This window comes from Acinetobacter sp. 70_2, assembly GCF_056736115.1.
The window spans coordinates 145,450-167,942 of record NZ_JBWZIP010000003.1; the positions used below are offsets into that span (position 1 = coordinate 145,450).

Annotated in this window: 19 protein-coding genes and 1 tRNA gene; 13 read left to right on the forward strand and 7 right to left on the reverse strand. The window is 39.7% G+C overall.

Annotation, left to right across the window (positions count from 1 at the left end; all coding sequences use genetic code 11):
• The first annotated feature begins 91 nt into the window (after window positions 1-91).
• A complete protein-coding gene (locus AC1PJ9_RS02535) occupies window positions 92-1,276 on the forward strand; it encodes a porin family protein (protein WP_311087060.1) in 1,185 nt (394 codons plus the stop codon).
• A gap of 52 nt (window positions 1,277-1,328) precedes the next feature.
• On the opposite strand, the gene AC1PJ9_RS02540 is transcribed toward AC1PJ9_RS02535, so the two are convergent.
• Window positions 1,329-2,309 (reverse strand): LysR family transcriptional regulator, encoded by a 981-nt coding sequence (locus AC1PJ9_RS02540; protein WP_057076700.1) that lies wholly within the window; start codon window positions 2,307-2,309, stop codon window positions 1,329-1,331.
• 103 nt (window positions 2,310-2,412) lie between these two features.
• Between AC1PJ9_RS02540 and AC1PJ9_RS02545 the strand changes: the two genes are divergently transcribed.
• From AC1PJ9_RS02545 to AC1PJ9_RS02575, 7 genes are all read left to right on the forward strand, one after another.
• The gene (locus AC1PJ9_RS02545) at window positions 2,413-3,525 is read left to right on the forward strand and encodes a tartrate dehydrogenase (protein ID WP_001129656.1); all 1,113 of its coding nucleotides are present in this window, start codon (window positions 2,413-2,415) and stop codon (window positions 3,523-3,525) included.
• A gap of 20 nt (window positions 3,526-3,545) precedes the next feature.
• Complete coding sequence (locus AC1PJ9_RS02550) at window positions 3,546-5,198, forward strand: BCCT family carnitine transporter (protein WP_001984224.1); 1,653 nt, start codon at window positions 3,546-3,548, stop codon at window positions 5,196-5,198.
• Between the two features lie 11 nt (window positions 5,199-5,209).
• The gene (locus AC1PJ9_RS02555; RefSeq protein ID WP_311087061.1) at window positions 5,210-6,184 is read left to right on the forward strand and encodes an alpha/beta hydrolase; all 975 of its coding nucleotides are present in this window, start codon (window positions 5,210-5,212) and stop codon (window positions 6,182-6,184) included.
• A 42-nt stretch (window positions 6,185-6,226) separates the two neighbouring features.
• Window positions 6,227-7,342: a carnitine monooxygenase subunit alpha gene (cntA, locus tag AC1PJ9_RS02560; RefSeq protein WP_199985201.1), complete on the forward strand. Its 1,116-nt coding sequence runs from the start codon at window positions 6,227-6,229 to the stop codon at window positions 7,340-7,342.
• Window positions 7,343-7,406: 64 nt separating this feature from the next.
• Window positions 7,407-8,858, forward strand: a complete 1,452-nt coding sequence (locus AC1PJ9_RS02565; RefSeq protein ID WP_311087062.1) for an NAD-dependent succinate-semialdehyde dehydrogenase — start codon at window positions 7,407-7,409, stop codon at window positions 8,856-8,858.
• 47 nt (window positions 8,859-8,905) lie between these two features.
• The gene (gene cntB, locus AC1PJ9_RS02570; RefSeq protein ID WP_311087063.1) at window positions 8,906-9,862 is read left to right on the forward strand and encodes a carnitine monooxygenase, reductase subunit CntB; all 957 of its coding nucleotides are present in this window, start codon (window positions 8,906-8,908) and stop codon (window positions 9,860-9,862) included.
• Between the two features lie 157 nt (window positions 9,863-10,019).
• Window positions 10,020-10,096: transfer RNA gene (locus AC1PJ9_RS02575), tRNA-Met, on the forward strand.
• Between the two features lie 43 nt (window positions 10,097-10,139).
• On the opposite strand, the gene AC1PJ9_RS02580 is transcribed toward AC1PJ9_RS02575, so the two are convergent.
• The 6 genes from AC1PJ9_RS02580 to AC1PJ9_RS02605 form a co-directional block, all read right to left on the reverse strand.
• Entirely contained in the window at window positions 10,140-11,168 is a 1,029-nt protein-coding gene (locus AC1PJ9_RS02580) for a hypothetical protein (protein ID WP_311087064.1), read from the reverse strand.
• Window positions 11,161-12,786, reverse strand: a complete 1,626-nt coding sequence (locus tag AC1PJ9_RS02585) for an NAD+ synthase (protein WP_022575859.1) — start codon at window positions 12,784-12,786, stop codon at window positions 11,161-11,163. Before AC1PJ9_RS02585 ends, AC1PJ9_RS02580 begins: the two co-directional genes overlap by 8 nt.
• Before the next feature lie 386 nt (window positions 12,787-13,172).
• Window positions 13,173-13,733 carry a hypothetical protein gene (locus AC1PJ9_RS02590; protein WP_311087065.1) on the reverse strand — a complete coding sequence of 187 codons (561 nt, stop codon included), beginning with the start codon at window positions 13,731-13,733 and terminating at the stop codon, window positions 13,173-13,175.
• Between the two features lie 90 nt (window positions 13,734-13,823).
• Window positions 13,824-14,684: a pirin family protein gene (locus AC1PJ9_RS02595; RefSeq protein WP_311087066.1), complete on the reverse strand. Its 861-nt coding sequence runs from the start codon at window positions 14,682-14,684 to the stop codon at window positions 13,824-13,826.
• 170 nt (window positions 14,685-14,854) lie between these two features.
• Window positions 14,855-15,307: a protoporphyrinogen oxidase HemJ gene (hemJ, locus tag AC1PJ9_RS02600; protein WP_311087067.1), complete on the reverse strand. Its 453-nt coding sequence runs from the start codon at window positions 15,305-15,307 to the stop codon at window positions 14,855-14,857.
• Between the two features lie 18 nt (window positions 15,308-15,325).
• Window positions 15,326-16,555, reverse strand: a complete 1,230-nt coding sequence (locus tag AC1PJ9_RS02605) for a beta-ketoacyl-ACP synthase II (RefSeq protein WP_004738399.1) — start codon at window positions 16,553-16,555, stop codon at window positions 15,326-15,328.
• Window positions 16,556-16,851: 296 nt separating this feature from the next.
• Here AC1PJ9_RS02605 and AC1PJ9_RS02610 point away from each other — a divergent pair, with 296 nt between their 5' ends.
• From AC1PJ9_RS02610 to AC1PJ9_RS02630, 5 genes are all read left to right on the forward strand, one after another.
• Window positions 16,852-18,168: an EcsC family protein gene (locus AC1PJ9_RS02610; RefSeq protein WP_311087068.1), complete on the forward strand. Its 1,317-nt coding sequence runs from the start codon at window positions 16,852-16,854 to the stop codon at window positions 18,166-18,168.
• 200 nt (window positions 18,169-18,368) lie between these two features.
• Entirely contained in the window at window positions 18,369-18,743 is a 375-nt protein-coding gene (gene rpsL, locus AC1PJ9_RS02615; RefSeq protein ID WP_002050319.1) for a 30S ribosomal protein S12, read from the forward strand.
• A 159-nt stretch (window positions 18,744-18,902) separates the two neighbouring features.
• On the forward strand, window positions 18,903-19,373 hold the full coding sequence (rpsG, locus tag AC1PJ9_RS02620) for a 30S ribosomal protein S7 (protein WP_001138055.1): 471 nt from the start codon (window positions 18,903-18,905) through the stop codon (window positions 19,371-19,373).
• Between the two features lie 178 nt (window positions 19,374-19,551).
• On the forward strand, window positions 19,552-21,690 hold the full coding sequence (fusA, locus tag AC1PJ9_RS02625; RefSeq protein WP_263613080.1) for an elongation factor G: 2,139 nt from the start codon (window positions 19,552-19,554) through the stop codon (window positions 21,688-21,690).
• A 94-nt stretch (window positions 21,691-21,784) separates the two neighbouring features.
• Window positions 21,785-22,493, forward strand: a 709-nt coding sequence (locus tag AC1PJ9_RS02630) for a GTP-binding protein (protein ID WP_479761706.1), incomplete at its 3' end; no start/stop codon positions are given.

Consider the following 22,493-nt stretch of genomic DNA (forward strand, 5'->3'; position numbering starts at 1 on the left):
AGTTTGTAAAGACCGACTTTATAGTTCTGGCATTGTTTGTCTAACCCAATTTCTTCATGTTCTTATAACACTTAACAAGGATGTTGAAGACATGAAAAGGTCATTATTATTTTTAGGAATTCTGAGTTTATCTGCGGGATTACAAGTCTCTGCGGCTGATTTGAGTTGGGGTGATCCAACTTTAGATTCGGGTCAATTTAAAGTGTCTGGTGCGGTACGTTCCCGTTATTTACATAAGAACTATGTGGTTGGGGCCAATGAAGGTGCTCAAAATGATGACTGGCGACTCACAGATATTAAATTAGTGTTGGGTTACGAAAATCCAGATTGGATTGCAGGGGCGGATGCTCGTTGTTATCAATATGATCGCTTATGCGATGCAATTTTTCTAAAAAAAGCATGGGGAGGTTATAAGTTATCTGACCAGCAGAGAATCACGGCAGGTTTACAACCAGTTGATTTTGGCTTTGGAGAATTTTGGGGAAGTAGTTATTACGAGACGCTTTTAAATACCGTTGGTTTAGAAGATATTGATAATTTAGGTATTAAATATAAATTTGCAGATGACAAATACAATTTGACTTTAGGTTTCTATCCAACTGATGGAGGCAATTATAAGGGGACATCAAAAGACTCAAGTCGATATAGCGGAAATTTTGTTGAAGCTGATGACTTGTCGAATGGCACTAATATTGAAGAAAAAAATATGTGGATTGGTCGAGCATCTAGAAAATTTGAAATTGATAAAGCTCAAAATTTTTCAACAGAATTGGGTGGTTCGTTTTGGTACTCTGATTTAGAAAATAAAAGAACAAACATAGATGGACATCGTAAGTCATGGAACGTTTTTGCTCAAACCCAATATCAAGCATGGCAATGGATGTTCTTGGCAGGTAAGCAAGATGTCACCAATGGGGATGATTTATTTCCAAATAGTTCAACGATTGGTGCATTCGACTATCCGTATCAAGTCGCCAATAAAGGTAAATATTTAGTAAATGAAATTAATTACACCTTTGCTCAGCCATTTCACAAACTTGAAAATATTAAACCTTATATCTCTCATAGCCGCTTTTTTAAAGATGAGGATGGCTATAAAGACTCTGAACGCTTAATTGCAGGGGTTTATTTTAATTACAAAGCCATTGGTATTCAGGGTGAATACATTATGAGTAAAAATGATCCAATGGTTGGTGGTGGGGCTGATGGCCTTGCACAAGGTAGCAGTAATGATTGGGATAAATTATTTTATCTTTCAATCGGATATTATTTTTAAAATTTAAAAGCGATTTATTGCCCTAAGTGAATACACTTCACTTAGGGCTTTTTTATAGAAAGACTTTTTCAGGTGGTGGATCTCGTTTGACGGCTGGTGAAATGAGTTGTCCACGACTTAGGTTTTGTACATGCTGTAAACGATTGAGCAATTCATTTTGAATAAACAAAATGCAGGTTTGTAATTTAGATGAGCTTTTGAGTCGTGATGGATAAACTGCCCAAACATCTGCATCTTGCCAATATTCGGGTAAAATGTGTTGGAGTTGACCTGTAATTAATTCATCTGCAACATCCCAAATTGATCGGAAAATAATCCCGTGGCCTTCTATGGCAAGTTGATGAATAATTTCGCCGTTATTCGAAACAAAACGTGGTTTGATATGCACTGAGACATCTTCAGAAGCATGCCTAAATTTCCATAGCACAGACGATTGATCACGCTCACTAATCGTCAAACAATCATGTGTTTGCAAGTCTTCAATGCTGTCTGGTACGCCGTGTTTAAGTAAATAGCTCGGTGCTGCACATAAAATTCGAAAATTAGAAGCTAACTTCTTCGCAATCATGTTTGGCGCAATTTCATTACCAATTCTAATATCCAAATCAATACTGTGTTGAATCAAGTCCTTGGTATTGTCGATGGTGTCAAAATGAATCTGAAGTTTTGGATAGAGCATCATTAATTTAGACAAAATTGGTGCGATATGCTTTCTGCCAAAACCAAAGCTACTAATAATATCCATACGACCCGTGGGTGTACTCAGCGGGTTATTCACTAGTTCACAGACTTCATCAAATTCTTCAAGAATATTTGAAACTCTTTCAAGAATAAGTTTGCCATCTTCCGTTAGGCTGACATGACGCGTGCTGCGATGAAAAAGTTTGCAGCTTAACGTGTTTTCTAAAATATTAATTCGCTTGCTAATAAAAGCTGGCGAAGTCCCGAGTTCCTCAGCAGATTCGACAAAACTTTTTAGTTTGGCGACTGTGCAAAAAACCTTTAAATCCGATAGGTTAGGTAGATTATTCACGATCCGTGTCCATTGGAGTGATAGTTCTGTTGTTGATCATTTTTGCTTAAAACATCATGTTTAAGCCATACAAGGATATTAGTCGAAGGTGTGAAGGAAGCTTATGGCAAAAAGATATAAAGTTGCCACGATTGCAGGCGATGGCATTGGTTTAGAAGTTCTACCAGAAGGTATTAAGGTTGTAAAGGCAGCAGCAGAGAAGTACGGCATTGATCTTCAGTTAGATGCTTTCGATTGGGCAAGCTGCGATTACTATCTTGAGCACGGCAAAATGATGCCAGATGACTGGTTTGAAACTTTGCAGGGCTACGATGCAATTTATTTTGGCGCTGTAGGCTGGCCAGATAAAGTGCCTGACCATATTTCGCTTTGGGGTTCGCTGCTCCAGTTCCGTCGTGGTTTTGACCAATATGTAAATTTACGTCCAGTGCGTTTAATGCCAGGGGTGAAATGTCCATTAGTAGGTAAAAAACCAGGCGATATCGACTTCTACGTGGTTCGTGAAAATAGTGAAGGTGAATACTCAGCGATTGGTGGTAAAGCTTTTGAAGGTACAGACCGCGAGTTTGTTTTACAAGAAGCCGTATTTACACGTCATGGTGTAGACCGAATTTTGCGTTATGCATTTGAGTTTGCAAATCAGCGAGATGCGAAAAAAATTACCGCAGCGACCAAGTCAAATGGCATTGCAGTGAGCATGCCGTACTGGGATGAGCGCGTTGATGCGATGGCAAAACAGTATCCACAAATTCAAGCTGATAAACAGCATGTTGATATTTTAGCGGCTCGTTTTGTTTTACAACCTGAACGCTTTGATGTGGTTGTGGCATCAAATTTATTTGGCGATATTCTTTCCGATTTAGGTCCTGCATGTACGGGAACCATTGGTTTAGCGGCATCGGCAAATTTAAACCCAGAAAGAAAATTTCCATCACTGTTTGAACCTGTCCATGGTTCAGCACCAGATATTTACGGTAAACAAATTGCCAACCCAATCGCTGCGATCTGGTCGGGTGCCATGATGTTCGAATTCTTTGGTGAAGAAGACGAGCGCTGTATCCAAGCGGGTCAAGATATTATGCAGGCGATTGAGAATGTATTAATTAATGGCCCAAAAACAGCCGATATCGGCGGTCAGGCAAAGACTTATGAGGTAGGAGATGCAATTGCATCATGTGTAGCCCAAACTAAAATGGACGTATTCGCTATGGAATAACGCCATCCAAAAATGGATGTATGGATATGGATAATCAAAACACAAAAATTTATACGGATAAATTTCTTGCCGTAACCAGCTTACTGTTTGTATTTATTTCAGTTGCTGGTTTGGCGATTTATTCGCAAGAATCGATAAAGATTGCTGCAACATGGATGCAGTGGACGACATCGGTATTTACAACCCCAGTATTACTGTTTGCTTTTTTAGCCATTATTTTTACTTTTGGTCTTGCCTTTAGTAAATACGGAAAAATTAAGCTTGGAGAAGGAAAACCTCAATACAGCACAATGTCATGGATTTTTATGTTCATCTTGTCGGGTATTGGGTCTTCTACATTGTACTGGGGCTTTTTGGACTGGGCCTACTATTATCAAACTCCGGGTTTGAGCTTACCGCCTGAGTCAGCAGAAGCATTGAAATATAGCGTGGCTTATTCATTTTTTCACTCAGGTTTAAGTGCATGGGCAATTTATGCTTTGGCATCAATTTCTTTGTGCTACAGCTATCATGTGAGAAAAAACAAGGGTTTAAGTTTAGCTTCAGTGATTGAGGCTGTGACAGGCTTTAAATCAACCGGCGTGGTTGGTCGTTTAGTCGACTTAATGTTCTTGCTTTGCATGTTCGGTGCATTGACGATTTCATTGGTACTCACTGCCGTGACATTTACCAATATTTTGTCTCAGCTCACAGGTATTCCAAATACCTTTATGACCAAGGTCATCATTATTTTGGCAGTTTCAGTTCTGTTCGCACTCAGTTCATATGTAGGTATGGACAAGGGCATGCAGCGTTTAAGCCATATGGTGTGCTTGGGTGTAGTGTTATTTGCAATTTATGTACTTTGCTTTGGCCCGACTCAATTCATTTTGAATAATTCATTAATGAGTTTCGGGTTAATGGCAACCAACTTTGTTGATATGAGTTTGTTTACCGACCCAATGGGTGACGGCAAGTTTACTCGTGAATGGACTGTTTTCTACTGGTTATGGTGGATTTCATATGCACCGGGTGTAGCACTCTTTGTAACGCGTGTTTCTAAAGGCCGTACTATTAAAGAAGTGATCTTTGCCATGGTGATTGGTGGCAGTGTCGGTCTTTGGTTCATCTTTGGTGTGTTTGAAAACTATAGTGTTTATAGCTTTATTCATGGGGCTGTAAATGTGCCACAAATCTTAAGCCAACAAGGTGGTGAGGTTGCGATTGGTCAATTGCTTAGCCTATTACCTGCTGGAAAGCTGATGATGTGGATTTTCCTCGGCATTATGGTGGTGTTCTTGGCAGCGCATATGGATGCAGTTGGGTATGCAGTTTCAGCAACATGTACACGCGGTTTAAGTGAAGGGCAAGACCCATCGCCAAATGCACGTCTGTTCTGGTGTGTCATGCTGACCTTAGTTCCAATTGCCATGATCTTTAGTAAAGCACCATTAGACACCATGAAAACGGCAACTATTGTGACGGCTTTACCATTCATCGTGATTATTCTGATTCAAACCTATGGCTTAGTGAAATGGCTCATACAGGATTATGCCAAAGTCCCATCACATTTGATTGAGCAACAAGGTTATGATGATCAGGAAATTGGTTTAAACCAGACTCAAGATGAACATGCAAAACGGATGCAGCTTGAGCTTGCAAGCTCAATCAAACTGGATAGAAAAACCAGCTAGAGGGAACGGTAATGACGACATATGAACAGGCTACTTATGCCTTAAGTGAAGAAATGCAAAGCCTTGTGTATTGGAGCAGCATTTATTCACCAGCAGATACAGATATTGACTCAGTCCGTGCAGCATATGATGCCATGTGCCGACACTACACTTTGCCACGTGATGACAAGTTAGATGTAGAAGATCGAGTGATTGCAAATGAAAAGCATCCTGTGCCTGTTCGTGTGTATTTACCAAAAACAAATCGACCTGAGTCTGGTTGGCCATGTGTGTTGTATCTACATGGCGGTGGTTGGATGGTGGGTGGACTCGATTCACATGAGTTTATTACTAGTTATTTGTGTAAGGACTTAAATGCAGTTGTTATTAGTGTGGATTACCGCTTGGCACCAGAGCATCGCTTTCCAGCAGCCTTTGAAGATTGTTTAGCAGTGTATCACTGGCTTAAACAGCATGGTTCAGCTTGGCAAATCGATAGTGAAAATATTGTGCTAGCAGGCGATAGCGCGGGTGGTAATTTAGCAGCTGCCCTTGCAGTGGAACTACAACATAGTGGTTTACAAGCTCAAGGGCTGGCATTGGTTTATCCATGTTTAACGACAGCATTTGATACCCCATCCGCACAAAAGCACGCCCATGCGCCGTTGTTAACGACAGAAGATATGCATTTTTATTTAAAGGAATATGCTCCGAACTCACAAGATTGGCAGGATTTACGTCTAGCCCCTTTATTGGCGACGGACTTTTCAGATATGCCTGCCAGTTTTGTGGCTGTTGCAGAATATGACCCTTTAAGTGATGACGGTTATCTCTTTACCCAAAAACTGGAACAAGCAGGCATCCCTAACGAGTTTCATTTAGGTAAAGGTTTATTACATGGCAGTTTACGTCTGATGCGTGACTGTCCGGAAGTTCAACATTTATATCAAAACATGCTAAGTGCAATACACCGCATGTTGAGCAGTACCGAAAAGACATCAATTTAATATCGAGTCATTTGGACGAAAAGAATTTAATGGAGTAATAACATGAGTGCAGTTGAAAAATTACCTGAAGATTTTTGTGCAAACCCAGATGTTGCATGGACTTTTCCTAAAGTTTTCTATACTTCATCGCAAGTTTTTGAGCATGAGAAAGAATCAATCTTTGCTAAAAGCTGGATTTGTGTTGCACATGGCAGTGAATTGGCACAACCGAATGATTATATTACCCGTAAAGTAATTGGTGAAAATATTGTCATCATTCGTGGTAAAGATAGCGTTTTACGTGCGTTTTATAATGTGTGTCCGCATCGTGGTCACGAACTTTTAAGTGGTAGTGGTAAAGCAAAAAATGTGATTACTTGCCCATATCATGCATGGACTTTCAAGCTAGACGGTAGCTTGGCATTGGCACGTAACTGTGACCATGTTGAATCTTTCGATAAAGAAAACTCAAGTATGGTGCCTTTAAAAGTCGAGGAATATGCTGGTTTTGTTTTCATTAATATGGATGAAAATGCGACTTGCGTCGAAGACCAACTTCCGGGCTTTGCAGAGCGTTTAAATCAAGCATGTGGTGTGATTAAAGATTTAAAATTGGCAGCACGCTTTGTGACAGAAACACCAGCAAACTGGAAAGTGATTGTTGATAACTACATGGAATGCTACCACTGTGGACCTGCACATCCAGGCTTTGCTGACTCTGTACAAGTCGATAAATACTGGCATACAACACATCAAAACTGGACACTGCAATATGGCTTTGCACGTTCATCTGAGAAGTCATTCAAACTTGATCCATCAGTAACAGATCCTGAGTTTCATGGTTTCTGGACTTGGCCTTGCACCATGTTCAATGTACCACCAGGCAGCAACTTCATGACAGTTATTTATGAATTCCCTGTTGATGCAGAAACAACTTTGCAGCATTACGATATTTACTTCACGAACGAAGAACTGACTCAAGATCAAAAAGATTTGATTGAGTGGTATCGCAATGTATTCCGTCCGGAAGATTTGAACTTGGTAGAGAGCGTACAACGTGGTTTGAAATCACGTGGTTATCGTGGTCAAGGCCGTATCATGACTGACAAGCAACGTTCTGGTATCAGTGAGCATGGTATTGCTTACTTCCAACATCTTGTGGCGCAGTACCATCAATAAAAACAAAGGGATTTATTCAGGTGTAAAGATGACTTACACCTGATTCTTCAGTTAGGAAGATGATATGTCGAGTTTACAAAGTACTGAACTATTTCAGCAACAAGCCTATATTAATGGACAATGGTTAGCTGCACAGTCAAATGCAACGGTTCCGGTAACTAACCCAGCTACAGGCGAAGAAATTGGCACAATTCCAAATATGGGAGCGGCTGAAGCTACACAAGCAGTTGAAGCTGCTTATACTGCTTTACAAAGTTGGAAAGCTTTAACGGCTCAAAACCGTGCAGATATTTTATTGGCTTGGCATAAACTGGTTCTCGATCATACTGATGAACTTGCTCTCATTATGACTATTGAGCAAGGCAAGCCTTTAGCAGAAGCGAAAGGTGAGGTGCGTTATGCTGCATCATTTATTCAATGGTTTGCCGAAGAAGGCAAGCGTATTTATGGTGATGTGATTCCAACCGTAAATAACCAGCAGCGTTTTATTATCAGTAAAGAACCTGTGGGTGTTGTGGCTGCCATTACGCCGTGGAATTTCCCAATTGCCATGATTACTCGTAAAGCAGCACCAGCTTTAGCAGCTGGATGTACGGTCGTGATTAAGCCAGCGAATGAAACGCCTTATTGTGCTTTAGCGATTGCGAAACTTGCAGAAAAAGCAGGTATTCCGGCTGGTGTGATTAACGTCGTTACTGGTAAATCTCAGGAAATTGGTTCGGTATTTACTTCACATGAAAAAGTGAAAAAACTGACTTTCACTGGCTCAACCCCAGTGGGACGCCTACTGATGCAGCAGTGCTCAAGTACCATTAAAAAATTGGCGCTTGAGTTAGGCGGAAATGCTCCTCTGATTGTGTTTGATGACGCCGATTTAGATAAAGCTGTACAAGGTGCGATTTTTGCCAAGTTCCGTAATGCAGGCCAAACCTGTGTTTGTGCTAACCGCATTTATGTACATGACAATATTTATCAAGCTTTTGCCGAGAAGTTTGTACAAGAAGTACAAAAGTTTAAAGTCGGTAATGGACTTGAAGATGGCGTACAAATTGGCCCATTAATTAATGAAAAAGCAGTTTTGAAAGCACAGCAGTTAATTGATGATGCAGTGAGCAAAGGCGCTAAGATTGCCTGTGGTGGTAAGCAGCATGCTTTAGGACAAACCTTTTACGAACCATCAGTTTTAACTAACGTTGACCGTACAATGGAAATTGTCCAAGAAGAAATTTTTGGTCCAGTTGCGCCGCTCATTCGCTTTACAGATGAAGCAGATGTGGTTGCTCAAGCAAATGACACTATCTTCGGTTTGGCTGCGTATATTTATAGCGAAAATATTTCACGTTTATGGCGAGTGTCAGAACAGCTTGAATATGGAATGGTCGGTATGAATGCCACTGCAATTTCAAATGAAGTTGTACCATTTGGCGGTGTGAAACAATCAGGTGTTGGGCGTGAAGGCTCAAAATATGGTCTTGAAGAATTCATGACCATTAAATACATGTGTTTAGGGCTTTAAGGATAAGCCCTAACAACAAAAATATGCGGTAAAAGAAGGATTCTAATATGGCGAGTCATTATGAAATGTTCCCAGCGGTTGTTACTCGTGTGGAACAGCTAACCCCTTTAATCAAACGGTTTACGTTCAAACGTCAAGATGGGCAGAACTTTCCTCGATTTAGTGGGGGAAGCCATATTATTGTCAAAATGAATGAACAACTTTCCAATGCCTACTCATTGATGAGTTGTACGCAAGATCTATCGACTTACCAAGTCTGTGTTCGTAAAGATGTGGAAGGTAAGGGCGGTTCGGTTTTCATGCATGATCAATGTAATGAAGGCTGTGAAATTCAGATTTCAGAACCAAAAAATTTATTTCCATTAGCGGAAACAGGCAATAAACATATTTTAATTGCAGGTGGTATTGGTATTACACCATTCTTGCCACAAATGGATGAGCTTGCAGCACGTGGGGCAGACTTTGAGCTACATTATGCTTATCGTTCACCTGAACATGCGGCTTTACTTGATGAGTTAAAGCAGAAACATGCAGAGCGTGTATTTAGTTATGTTGACTCAGAAGGCTGTACACTTAACTTAGATCAACTCATTTCATCACAACCAAAAGGCACACATGTTTATGTATGTGGTCCTAAACCTATGATTGATGCAGTGATTGATTGTTGTAATAAGCACCGTTACCGAGATGAATATATTCATTGGGAACAATTTGCCTCAACAGTTCCAGAAGATGGGGAAGCTTTTACGGTAGTACTTGCCAAGTCTAATCAGGAAATTGAAGTACAAAGTAACCAGACTATTTTACAAGCCATTGAGACATTAAATATCAATGTGGAATGTTTATGCCGAGAAGGGGTTTGCGGTACATGTGAAACTGCTATTTTAGAAGGTGAAGCAGAGCACTTCGATCAATACTTAAGTGATGCCGAAAAGGCTTCACAGAAGAGCATGATGATTTGTGTATCGCGAGCTAAAGGTAAAAAACTAGTATTAGATCTCTAATATATTTCTGTGGCCGATCAATTGCTTAAAGTAAGAATTTGCTAAAAAATGAACAAATAATGGTGGTGTGAATCATATTTGTTCATTTGGTAGGCATTAAGAGTTTTGAAGTATTGACCTGCTATACAGAACTATAGATAATGCGCACACAGTTTACGGCTATGTAGCTCAGTTGGTTAGAGCACCGCACTCATAATGCGGGGGTCACAAGTTCAAGTCTCGTCATAGCCACCATTTTAAAAACCACGCTCCTGCGTGGTTTCTTTTTATCTATTTTTTACTCATTAAAATGTTTTTCAATCATATCGAGTGTTTTTGAGCTTTGATAAAAAGGAGCTAAGAGCGCTTGAAGTAATGGTTCTAAAATACCGTGCTCATTAAAGCCATCCATAACCTTCGGATAAAAACGTAAAGCTTCAGTTTGTAAATCGGTTTCGGTTAAACCAATCTCACTTAACACTTCAAATAGACTTTGGTCTTTATAAAAGTCATAAAAGACTTCGACGCCATACAAAATAAGATCTTGCATAAATTGCGACTGGCGTAGCTCTTTCCAGTACTCATAAATTAAAACAAAGAACTCCTCAACATCGAGAGGAGTGAGCTGTTTCATAAACTCATACATTTTTTTATGTCTAATGTCTTCCCAGACATGACGTACTAGGCTTTCTAAATCTTCAGCCGATAAAAGGCTTAATTCTGTAAGTTGTTCATGAATAAAACTGGCAATCCACGTTTCAAGTTTATGTTCGAGACGTTGCTGTTGTAAAAAAGAGAATTTTTTGAGTTTATGTTGCCATTCAAAATGGTAGTCATTTACTGTCGAGGCAGTTAAAAATTTTGGTAATTTTTGTTCTAGAGTCGAGGTTGCAATATATTGGCAAAGCTGTTGTACAGAAGGGCTAGTTCTTAAAAACTGATTAAGATAATGAGGAATATGTTCCATTTCTAAAAATTTAGAAAGCCACATTTCAAATTGGTGGTCAGAGACCAGATCTTGTAACTGAATTGGAGACTTCATAGCAGATAAATAAATACGCTGCGCGATTTCCCCAATAAACTCAAGTAAACCAGCACCTAGCTGCATTTCAAAAGCATAGCGTTTCACAACAGCTTGTAATTGTTCTAAATCTACAACTTCATGAAGTTTAATTTCGTCAGCATGTTGCATAAACAACTGAATGAACTGCTGGAAATAAATAGGTGAGTTTTCTATAGATAATTGTTTTTTGAAAAATTCCACCTGCTCAAGCAAAAGTGCTTGAGCAAGTGCTGTAGTTTTTGATGAGTTTTTCTGCTCAGTCATTCGCTGTCCAACCGTTGACAATCGGATAACGTCGTTCGCGACTAAATGCACGAGAGGTAATTCTCGGGCCAATCGCACCTTGACGACGTTTGTATTCATTACGATCAACTAAACGGATGACTTTTTCAACAACTTCTTTATCAAAACCTTTGGCAATAATGTCGGCCTGACCTAAATCTTCTTCAATGTATGCGTAAAGGATGGCATCCAATACATCATAAGCTGGTAAAGAATCTTGGTCTTTTTGATCTGGACGAAGTTCTGCTGAAGGTGGTCGCGTAATCACACGCTCAGGAATAACCGGAGTTTCACTTAAGCTATTACGGTATTTTGCTAATTCAAACACGATAGTTTTATAAACATCTTTTAGAACCGCAAAGCCACCAACCATATCGCCATAAAGCGTACAGTAGCCAACTGAAAGTTCAGACTTGTTACCAGTAGCGAGTACTAAATTACCAAACTTGTTAGATAAGCCCATAAGCAATGTGCCACGAGCACGTGCTTGTAAATTTTCTTCAGTTGCATCGGCTGGTGAATTACCAAAGAACGGATAGAGCGTTTGCATGAAGCTATTTACGATTGAGTGAATTTCAGCAATACCGAAAGTCACGCCCATACGACGAGCTTGTTCAGCTGCATCTTCTACACTAATTTGAGAAGTGTAAGTATATGGCATCATTACAGCTTGTACTTTTTCTGCACCAATTGCATCAACCGCAATTGCAAGTGTGAGGGCAGAGTCAATACCACCAGAAAGACCTAAGATCACACCAGGGAAACCTGAACGCTCTACATAGTCACGCGTTGCCATAACTAAGCCTTGATAGATCTCTGCAAAAGTTTCTAATGCAGGTGCAGACTCGGTAACTTTATAGAGTTTTGTGTCACGGTCAAATTCAGCAATGTAGAGATCTTCTTTAAAGCTTGGAGCTTGTAAAGCAATTTCACCATTTTGGTTGCTGACGAAGCTTGTACCATCAAAAATTAAATCATCTTGTCCACCAACTTGGTTGACATAAACAATGTTTAAATGAAGCTGTTTTGCAAGTTCACTTAATGTTTGTATACGATGCTGTGGTTTGCCCACTTCATATGGCGACGAATTAAGCACAAGTACAGTATCAACATTTAATTGGCTTAATTGTTTAACTGTATTGATTGACCAGATATCTTCACAAATAAGTACACCAAACTTATGGCCTAAGTATTCAAACACCAAGTGCTGATGGCCTTTTTGGAAATAACGTTTTTCATCAAAAACGCCATAGTTTGGCAAGTTGTGCTTATTGAAGACACCTAAAACCTGACCGTCTTTCATGACAGCAGCTGAATTATAACGTTCGCCGTCTTCTGTTTGGTTTACGAAGCCGAAAACCATGACAATATCTTTAACTTCACTAAGTTGAGCAAAAGCTTTTTGCATACGTTTATTTAAATTTGGACGTAACAATAAGTCTTCAGCTGGATAACCAATTACAGAAAGCTCAGGAAAAATAATCAGGTCAGCGTCTTGTTTTTTCGCCTGATTTGCTTGCTCAATCATCTTTTGGGTGTTTGAGTCAATATTGCCAATATGCGGAGAAAACTGAGCAAGGGCAACTTTAAAACTTTTCATTCAAACCTAATCCTAGATCATAACGAATATAAATACACATAGTGTTGATTTTTATGAATATAATTTTTCAACGATGTGTATAGCACGATAATAAACAAGTAAAATAGTAAACAAAAATGTCAAGATCAATAATATATACCAATCACATATTTTCTGCGTAAAAATAACGAGATTTTCTGTATACAATAGAAACAAGCTTCATTATTTTTATTGTTTGTATACTGCCTTAACACTCCAAAATTTGGAATAAGTTTTTATACTTATTTTCAATAATTTGACATTAATAAAATTAGATCTCAACTTTATTTTCATATTTTTTTGTTTATAAATTTTCTACCAGTAAGTTAGCAAAAAAAATTACGTAGAAGACGATCTTGATTATTTAGTTACAAATCAAAGTGAGGTGAACAAATAATATTTGGCAGTTTACCTGAGCAGATATCTCTAGCAATTTCTCCTTGCTGCTCAATATTGTAAGAGCTAAAAGCTTTCTGAGGATGGTAAGTGTATTTATATGGATTGTAATATTTAAAACTCAGATAGTAGGCCGTTTGCAGTAAGGCACCTTTTAGTAGTACATGAATACCTCGTTGGTATTGCATGACATGAGCCAACTCATGAATAAAAATGCCCTGAATGAATTTAGATTCTAGCGCGTAATTACTACTGTAGTCAGAAATATTGACATAAATATTTCCATTTGGCGCCATCAAAATTCCATGAGATTGCCAAGGTAAGTAACGAGTAGCAATAATTTTAGGTCGTTCACAATCTAGCAAATCTCCAAAAACTCTTTGCGCCAAAACCTTTTCTTCAGGTGTAAGTAATCGAATTGGATAGCTTTTTAAGTGACGAAAAATGAAAAGGGTGAAAATAATAAATTTTCGATATATGACAAGTTTAAAAGCGTTGAGAGTGAACATAGTTTTGCTAGTAAATAAGTTCATCTATTGATTTGTAGCATAACATAGATCAACTATGTTGAAAGACAGACACAAATAACTGTCATTCGTTTATCATGCGGCAGTTAGGCTGTTTTACTTGGTAAATCTTCCATTTTTAATATCATCATAGGCTTGTAAAATCTCATCATAAGTATTCATTACAAATGGACCATGACCATTAATCGGCTCTGTGATGGGTTGTCCTGTCAAAATAAGTAATTTGCAACTTTGCAGGGCAGTAATAGAAAAGAGCTCTCCTTGGTTTGACATGACTGCTAGGCCTTGTTCTTCTAAGATCTCTTCATCTTTTTGAAATTGTGCCCGACCTGAACGTAAATAAACTAAAGCTGTTTCACCTGATTGAGCAGGGAAGGTGGCTTGCTGACCTGCATGGAGCTCTACATCTAATACGGTAATAGGAGTGTGGGTAAGTGCAGGACCCATAACATGGTTAAACTGCCCTGCAATAATACGTACAAAGCCAGCTTCATTTTCCAGTTTCACCACTGGTATTTCACCTTTCTTTAAACTTTGATAGCGAGGGGAGTTCATTTTATCTGCTGCTGGTAAATTGACCCAAAGCTGAATCATTTCAAAAGCACCACCAGATCGAGAAAACTCTTCACTAAACAATTCCCGATGAATCACACCAGAAGCTGCAGTCATCCATTGCACATCGCCAGCACTTATAAACCCACCTCCACCAGATGAATCTTTGTGTTCCAATTCACCTGCATAAACAAGTGTTACCGTTTCAAATCCACGATGGGGATGATCATTAACTCCTCTACGTTTTATAGAGGGTGCAATTTTTCCGGGGCCTAAATGGTCGAGTAGTAAGAAGGGTGAGAGGGTATTGCCTAACTCATGGTAGGAAAAAACAGAAAGAACTGGGTAAAAATCACCGACAGCAAAGCGAGTATCGTTACGATGAATAAAAGCCAGACTTTTCATGCTTTATCCTTTCTGTTGATTGAATTTATAAAAAAGATCAGATGTTTTTATAAGAATGTATTAAGGCTGGTGTAAAAGTCTTTTGCTCTGAATAATAAATTATGAATAGGTTGAGTCAGTAAAACGAATAAGAGAAGGAGGTGATAGTACTAGATAATAAAAAACCCCAGTTAAAACTGAGGTTTTACAACAACTAAAATCACAACAGCAAATAAAATTAAGGTTGGCATTTCATTGAAGAAGCGCCAGAACTTATGTGATTTATAGTGAGCATTTCCAATAAGCTTTTTGCGATAGTAACCACAAACAAAATGGTAAACCACTAATAAAGCCACTAATCCAACTTTTAGATAAAACCAAGTGGCTTCATGGTAATGTCGAGTTGCATCGCCCCAGTCTACAAGAAAGTGTGCAGTAATTAATGTGGCAATCATAGATGGCCACATAATACCTCGATACAACTTACGCTCCATCACTTCAAAGCGTTGATGAGTTGCCACATCGTCACTCATTGCATGGTAAACATAAAGACGTGGTAAGTAGAACAAAGCAGCGAACCAACAAACCACAGCAATAATATGTAATGCTTTTACCCACAAAAAAGCATCAGAAGGTGCATCCATTGTTAATCCTAGGTGGGATTATGCATCCCACTTCTTGAAAATTAGGCAAGCGTTTACACCGCCAAAGCCAAAACTGTTACTCATTACAGTATTCAATTTTGCATCACGTTTTTCAAGCACAATATCAAAGCCTTCAGTACCTTCATCAAGCTCAGTCACGTTAATGTTTGGAGCAATAAAGTCATTTTGAAGCATTAATACAGAGTAAATTGCTTCATGAACACCAGCAGCACCCAAGCTGTGACCAGTCATAGATTTAGTTGAGCTTAAAGGTGGTACTTTACCTTCACCAAAAGCACGTTCCATTGCTTTAAGTTCAGTAACGTCACCAGCTGGTGTAGAAGTACCATGTGTATTTACATAGTCAATTTTTTCTACGCCGTGTTGTTTAGCTTCTTCGAGAGCCATCAAGATACAACGAGTCGCACCTTCACCGCTTGGAGCAACCATGTCTGCACCGTCACTGTTAGCAGCATAGGCAACAACTTCAGCAAGAATTTTTGCACCACGTGCTTGAGCGTGTTCAAGAGATTCAAGAACAACGAAACCGCCACCACCAGCAATAACGAAACCGTCACGGTCTTTTGAATATGGACGAGATGCAGTTTCAGGTGTGTCGTTGTATTTAGAACATAAAGCACCCATAGCATCAAACAATAAGCTTTGAGACCAGTGATCTTCTTCACCACCACCAGCAAGCATAAGATCTTGTTTACCTAATGCGATAAGGTTATATGCATAACCAATTGCATCTGCAGAAGTTGCACAAGCACTTGCGATTGAGTGAGCAATACCTTGAAGTTTAAATGCAACACCAACGTTTGCAGTAATTGTGTTCGTCATGTTACGTGGAACGAAGAAAGGACCAACTTTACGAGCGCCTTTAGTTTCTAAAAGCTCAGTCATTTCTACAACAGAAGCAGTTGAACCACCACCTGAACCGCCAGCAATACCATAACGTGGATTATCTGCTAAATCTTCTGCTTTTAAGCCAGCATGTTCAACAGCGGCAACAGCAGAGTTATAAGCGTACATTGCACATACGCCCATGAATCGTTTTAATTTACGATCAATATTGTCAAAATCTTGTTCTGCAGCAGCGCTGACATGACTCTTAAAATTGAGTTCAGCATAAGTTGGGTTAAAACGTGTCCCGGAGATTCCATTTTGAAGTGAGTGAGTAACTGCTTCTAAAGAGTTACCGATACATGAGTTAATACCCATACCAGTGATTACAACACGTTTCATCTACAGGTCCCTTTATGGTGATATTTAAAGTCTATGAACATGAGCAGCTATTAAATGATAGGAGAATATAGCTGTAAGAACATTAGACATATGTTTTCGTTGTTACCATGATAGCAGAAAGGTTTTTTATTTCTTATGGCAAATCTTTATGTCAATTTTGCATTTAAAAAAAATAACCAAATACATAGTATGTTGCATTTAGGGTTAACTAAAATACACACATTCAAGTTGAGATAAATCCACATTCCACCTAGTATTTATCTCTAATTAGATAAATTAAAAAATCGAGGTACTGGATGACAAAATTTAATAATAATCAATCTGACAATTTGTTTTCTCAGGTCTTCGGAGTGGCTAAAAAGCTCAGTTCTACTGGTTTAAACATCTTGCAGCAAAGCCAAATAGGTGAGGTTAGTAAGTTAGTTGAACCACTTGCAAGTGGTAAAACAGTAGAAGGTAATGCTAGAAGTAAAAGTCCGTTTGAAGTGGAACAGTATGAAAGTCCACAACAAATGTTACGTGAACATTTACCTAAAGTTACTCGTCAGGTGTTTGGTCGTCATTTTAGAAAGGTCAATGGTATTGCGACATTTATTTCGCCTGACTGGAATGAAAAAATATCGGGCTATTTATTTGATTGGCTGAATGACTTTAGTTCAAAAAGTACGCTGACTGAAAAAATCTTAGAAGAGGCGGGTGCAAAAGACCTATTTGAGCTGACTAAAGACACTTCACGTTCACAACGTTTAAGTCAGGCTTTAATTGAACAAAATAAACTAATTGCAAGTATTCAAGGTGCGATTACTGGTGTATCGGGTATGGTTGGTGCAGCCGTAGATATTCCAGTTTCTTTAGTATTGGTTTTAAGAACAATTTATCAAACAGGCAGATCACACGGTTTTGATTTAACTGAAGCCACTGACCAAGATGTCGTTGAATTTATTTTTAAAGAAGTTGATATCAGCCTGATTGCAGAGAAGCAGACGGTGCTTTTAGCACTTAAAGCTTTACGTAATATGTTAGAGACACAAGATATTCAACAGTTTCAGCAAGTACTTGGGTCTTCAAATGATATTGAGACTTTAAAAAGCTGGTTAGTCGATGAAAATGGTGAGTTCAAATGGAGCTGGTTAAATAAAGTTCCTCAACTTGCCGCGGTTGGCAAGTTTACTCCAGTGGCCGGTGCAGTACTTAGTGCTGTTTATAGCTGGAAGTTACAAGAAGATGTAGGCCATAAAGCACAAGCTATTTTTGGTGCAGCACGCCATTATTTAAATGAGCACCCAAGTGAACATTTATCACCATTACAAGCTTACTATGCTGCGGTAACTCTCATGCAAAAGGCGAGTCCTCGTCTGTTAAATGTTGGAGAAAATGGCAGTGTTCATGCAGCGCAACATCATAAAATTGAAAATCATGATGTAATTTCAAAAGTATCTGTTGTGGTTAAGTCGAATACTTCTGAAAAAAGTGAAGAAAAAGTGCAAGAAAATGTTCATCAAGGTATCGAACAGCTTGCAGAAAAACATGTCGTCGAGCATGAGCACAGTGAACAAAAACCAGCATTAGAAATTGAAAATGATGATGTTGTAGAGGATCAGAAGTACTCTTAACAATACAATTACAAAGATAGGGTTTGAAAATTAAGTTTCACCCTTATTTAAATTTGTAAATCATCCTGTCAAACATTGATATGGTCAACATTTGGTAAGTATTGCCATGTTGACCATTTTTGCATCTTGGCTTACAATTATGTGCCCTTAAAAAGAGGTGTTTTCTTTTTAAGGTTTTTTAATAACGGGAGAATTGCCATATGGCAACAACGAATCAGTTGATCCGTAAGGGTCGTACGACTTTGGTTGAAAAATCCAAAGTTCCTGCGTTGAAGGCTTGTCCACAACGTCGTGGTGTTTGTACACGTGTTTATACAACTACACCTAAAAAACCTAACTCAGCTATGCGTAAGGTTTGCCGTGTTCGCTTAACTTCAGGTTTTGAAGTATCTAGCTACATCGGTGGTGAAGGTCATAACTTACAAGAGCACAGTGTTGTTCTTATCCGTGGTGGTCGTGTTAAAGACTTACCAGGTGTACGTTACCATACCGTTCGTGGTTCTTTGGACTGTGCTGGCGTTAAAGATCGTAATCAATCACGTTCTAAATACGGTACTAAGCGTCCTAAGAAGTAATTCTAGGAAACTAGTCTAAAAGCCCTTTAGCGTTTCGCTTGTTTGAATTCTTCATAGATTTGTAATTCAAGCGACGTATAGTAAGGCCAGCGTCGTGTACATGACACTTGTACAAACTGCTGGATTATCCTGAAGTGTCATATTATTAGGTGTATTAAAATGCCAAGACGTCGCGTAGTCGCTGCTCGTGAGATCCTTCCAGATCCAAAATTTAGCAGCCAAACAATCGCTAAATTCATGAACCACGTAATGCAAGATGGTAAAAAATCTATTGCTGAAAGTATCGTTTACGGTGCTTTAGAACGCGTTCAAGAAAAAAACAAAGTAGACCCAGTTGAATTTTTCGAGACTACTCTTGAGAAAGTTCGTCCTATGGTCGAAGTAAAAGCACGCCGTGTTGGTGGTGCTACTTATCAAGTACCTATGGAAGTACGCCCATCCCGTCGTACTGCCTTAGCAATGCGTTGGTTAGTAGATGCTGCTGCTAAGCGTTCTGAAAAAACTATGGCTTTACGTCTTGCTGGCGAGTTGCTTGATGCAGCTGAAGGCAAAGGTGCCGCGATCAAAAAACGTGAAGACGTGCATCGTATGGCAGAAGCTAACAAAGCCTTCTCTCACTACCGTTTCTAAGCGGATAAAACAGTCCCTAATCAGGAGAATACTCATGCATACAGTAGCTAGATTCAACATTGCTCTCTACCAAAGTGGGGGCTTTGCGGGTATTTAAGTTGCCCCGTTTGAGTATTCGTGCGCATCAATTTAATTGATGCGTCCTGTTTTAAAGATAACATTTAGGAATGTAGACATCATGGCTCGCCAAACCCCAATTACTCGTTACCGTAACATCGGTATCTCTGCGCACATTGACGCAGGTAAAACAACTACAACTGAACGTATTTTGTTCTACACAGGTGTATCTCACAAAATTGGTGAAGTACACGACGGTGCAGCAACAATGGACTGGATGGAACAAGAGCAAGAGCGTGGTATTACAATTACCTCTGCTGCTACAACTTGTTTCTGGTCTGGTATGGCTAACCAATTCCAACAACACCGTATCAACGTAATTGATACACCGGGACACGTAGACTTCACAATCGAAGTTGAACGTTCTATGCGTGTTCTTGACGGTGCGTGCATGGTTTACTGTGCAGTTGGTGGTGTACAGCCTCAGTCTGAAACTGTATGGCGTCAAGCAAACAAATATAAAGTGCCTCGTTTAGCATTCGTGAACAAGATGGACCGTACTGGTGCAAACTTCTTCCGTGTTGTTGAACAAATGAAAACACGTTTGGGCGGTAACCCTGTGCCAATCGTTGTGCCAATCGGTGCTGAAGACACATTCCAAGGTGTTGTTGACCTTATCGAAATGAAGGCAATCATCTGGGATGAAGCTTCTCAAGGTATGAAGTTTGAATACGGTGATATTCCTGCTGACCTAGTTGATACTGCTCAAGAATGGCGTACTAACATGGTTGAAGCAGCTGCTGAAGCTTCTGAAGAATTAATGGACAAGTACCTAGAAGAAGGTGATCTTTCTAAAGAAGACATCATCGCTGGTTTACGTGCTCGTACATTAGCTTCTGAAATTCAAGTAATGCTTTGTGGTTCTGCGTTCAAGAACAAAGGTGTTCAACGTATGTTGGACGCTGTAATTGAATTCTTACCATCACCTACAGAAGTTAAAGCGATCGAAGGTATCCTTGACGACAAAGACGAAACTAAAGCGTCTCGTGAAGCATCTGACGAAGCTCCGTTCTCTGCGCTTGCGTTCAAAATCATGAACGACAAATTCGTAGGTAACTTAACATTCGTACGTGTTTACTCTGGTGTTCTTAAACAAGGTGATCCGGTTTATAACCCAGTTAAATCTAAGCGTGAACGTATCGGCCGTATCGTGCAAATGCACGCGAACGAGCGTCAAGATCTTGAAGAAATCCGTGCAGGTGATATCGCAGCGTGTGTAGGTCTTAAAGACGTTACAACTGGTGATACATTATGTGATGAGAAAAACATCATTACTCTTGAGCGTATGGAATTCCCAGAGCCAGTAATTTCATTGGCTGTTGAACCAAAAACTAAAGCAGACCAAGAAAAAATGTCTATCGCTTTAGGTCGTTTGGCGAAAGAAGATCCATCGTTCCGTGTACGTACTGATGAAGAATCTGGTCAAACAATTATTGCTGGTATGGGTGAGCTTCACCTTGACATCATCGTTGACCGTATGAAGCGTGAATTCGGTGTTGAAGCGAATATCGGTAAACCAATGGTTGCTTATCGTGAAACGATTAAGAAAACTGTTGAGCAAGAAGGTAAATTCGTACGTCAAACTGGTGGTAAAGGTAAATTCGGTCACGTATATGTTCGTTTAGAACCGCTTGACGTTGAAGCTGCTGGTAAAGAATACGAATTCGCTGAAGAAGTTGTTGGTGGTGTAGTACCTAAAGAATTCTTCGGTGCAGTTGATAAAGGTATTCAAGAACGTATGAAGAATGGTGTCTTGGCTGGTTACCCAGTTGTAGGCGTTAAAGCTGTTCTTTTCGACGGTTCTTACCACGATGTCGACTCTGACGAATTGTCGTTCAAAATGGCTGGTTCTTATGCCTTCCGTGATGGTTTCATGAAAGCGGATCCTATCCTTCTTGAACCTATCATGAAAGTTGAAGTAGAAACTCCAGAAGACTACATGGGCGATATCATGGGTGACTTAAACCGTCGTCGTGGTATGGTTCAAGGTATGGACGATCTTCCTGGTGGAACAAAAGCAATTAAAGCAGAAGTTCCTCTTGCTGAGATGTTTGGTTACGCGACTCAAATGCGTTCTATGTCTCAAGGTCGTGCGACTTACTCAATGGAATTTGCTAAATATGCTGAAACTCCACGTAACGTGGCTGAAGGCATCATTGCTAAATTCCAAGCTGGCGGTAAAAAAGGTGACGACGAGTAATCTTTCGATTACTATAAGCCCTAACTAATTCTTAGTTGAAAACCAAGTGCTCATGGGGTGACCCTCCATGAGTAGTTAATAAAGGAAGATCATCATGGCTAAAGCCAAGTTTGAACGTAATAAACCACACGTAAACGTGGGTACAATCGGTCACGTTGACCATGGTAAAACAACTTTAACTGCTGCGATTGCAACTATTTGTGCAAAAACTTACGGCGGTGAAGCGAAAGATTACTCACAAATCGACTCAGCACCTGAAGAAAAAGCACGTGGTATTACAATTAATACTTCACACGTAGAATACGATTCTCCAATTCGTCACTACGCACACGTTGACTGCCCGGGCCACGCCGATTACGTTAAAAACATGATCACTGGTGCTGCTCAGATGGACGGCGCGATCCTTGTATGTGCTGCGACTGACGGTCCAATGCCACAAACTCGTGAACACATCCTTCTTTCTCGTCAGGTTGGTGTACCTTACATCATCGTATTCTTAAACAAATGCGACCTTGTTGACGACGAAGAATTACTTGAATTAGTAGAAATGGAAGTTCGTGAACTTCTTTCTACTTACGACTTCCCGGGTGATGACACTCCAGTAATCCGTGGTTCAGCTCTTGCTGCTCTTAACGGTGAAGCAGGTCCTTACGGTGAAGAATCAGTTCTTGCTCTTGTAGCAGCTCTTGACTCTTACATCCCAGAACCAGAACGTGCTATCGACAAAGCATTCTTAATGCCAATCGAAGACGTATTCTCAATCTCAGGTCGTGGTACAGTAGTAACAGGCCGTGTAGAATCTG

Bases quoted from the DNA above. Each gene is read 5' to 3' on its own strand.
- AC1PJ9_RS02535 (WP_311087060.1), top strand. From the start codon at position 92: ATGAAAAGGTCATTATTATTTTTAGGAATTCTGAGTTTATCTGCGGGA.
- AC1PJ9_RS02545 (WP_001129656.1), top strand. From the start codon at position 2,413: ATGGCAAAAAGATATAAAGTTGCCACGATTGCAGGCGATGGCATTGGT.
- AC1PJ9_RS02550 (WP_001984224.1), top strand. From the start codon at position 3,546: ATGGATATGGATAATCAAAACACAAAAATTTATACGGATAAATTTCTT.
- AC1PJ9_RS02555 (WP_311087061.1), top strand. From the start codon at position 5,210: ATGACGACATATGAACAGGCTACTTATGCCTTAAGTGAAGAAATGCAA.
- cntA (WP_199985201.1), top strand. From the start codon at position 6,227: ATGAGTGCAGTTGAAAAATTACCTGAAGATTTTTGTGCAAACCCAGAT.
- AC1PJ9_RS02565 (WP_311087062.1), top strand. From the start codon at position 7,407: ATGTCGAGTTTACAAAGTACTGAACTATTTCAGCAACAAGCCTATATT.
- cntB (WP_311087063.1), top strand. From the start codon at position 8,906: ATGGCGAGTCATTATGAAATGTTCCCAGCGGTTGTTACTCGTGTGGAA.
- AC1PJ9_RS02580 (WP_311087064.1), bottom strand. From the start codon at position 11,168: ATGACTGAGCAGAAAAACTCATCAAAAACTACAGCACTTGCTCAAGCA.
- AC1PJ9_RS02585 (WP_022575859.1), bottom strand. From the start codon at position 12,786: ATGAAAAGTTTTAAAGTTGCCCTTGCTCAGTTTTCTCCGCATATTGGC.
- AC1PJ9_RS02590 (WP_311087065.1), bottom strand. From the start codon at position 13,733: ATGAACTTATTTACTAGCAAAACTATGTTCACTCTCAACGCTTTTAAA.
- AC1PJ9_RS02595 (WP_311087066.1), bottom strand. From the start codon at position 14,684: ATGAAAAGTCTGGCTTTTATTCATCGTAACGATACTCGCTTTGCTGTC.
- hemJ (WP_311087067.1), bottom strand. From the start codon at position 15,307: ATGGATGCACCTTCTGATGCTTTTTTGTGGGTAAAAGCATTACATATT.
- AC1PJ9_RS02605 (WP_004738399.1), bottom strand. From the start codon at position 16,555: ATGAAACGTGTTGTAATCACTGGTATGGGTATTAACTCATGTATCGGT.
- AC1PJ9_RS02610 (WP_311087068.1), top strand. From the start codon at position 16,852: ATGACAAAATTTAATAATAATCAATCTGACAATTTGTTTTCTCAGGTC.
- rpsL (WP_002050319.1), top strand. From the start codon at position 18,369: ATGGCAACAACGAATCAGTTGATCCGTAAGGGTCGTACGACTTTGGTT.
- rpsG (WP_001138055.1), top strand. From the start codon at position 18,903: ATGCCAAGACGTCGCGTAGTCGCTGCTCGTGAGATCCTTCCAGATCCA.
- fusA (WP_263613080.1), top strand. From the start codon at position 19,552: ATGGCTCGCCAAACCCCAATTACTCGTTACCGTAACATCGGTATCTCT.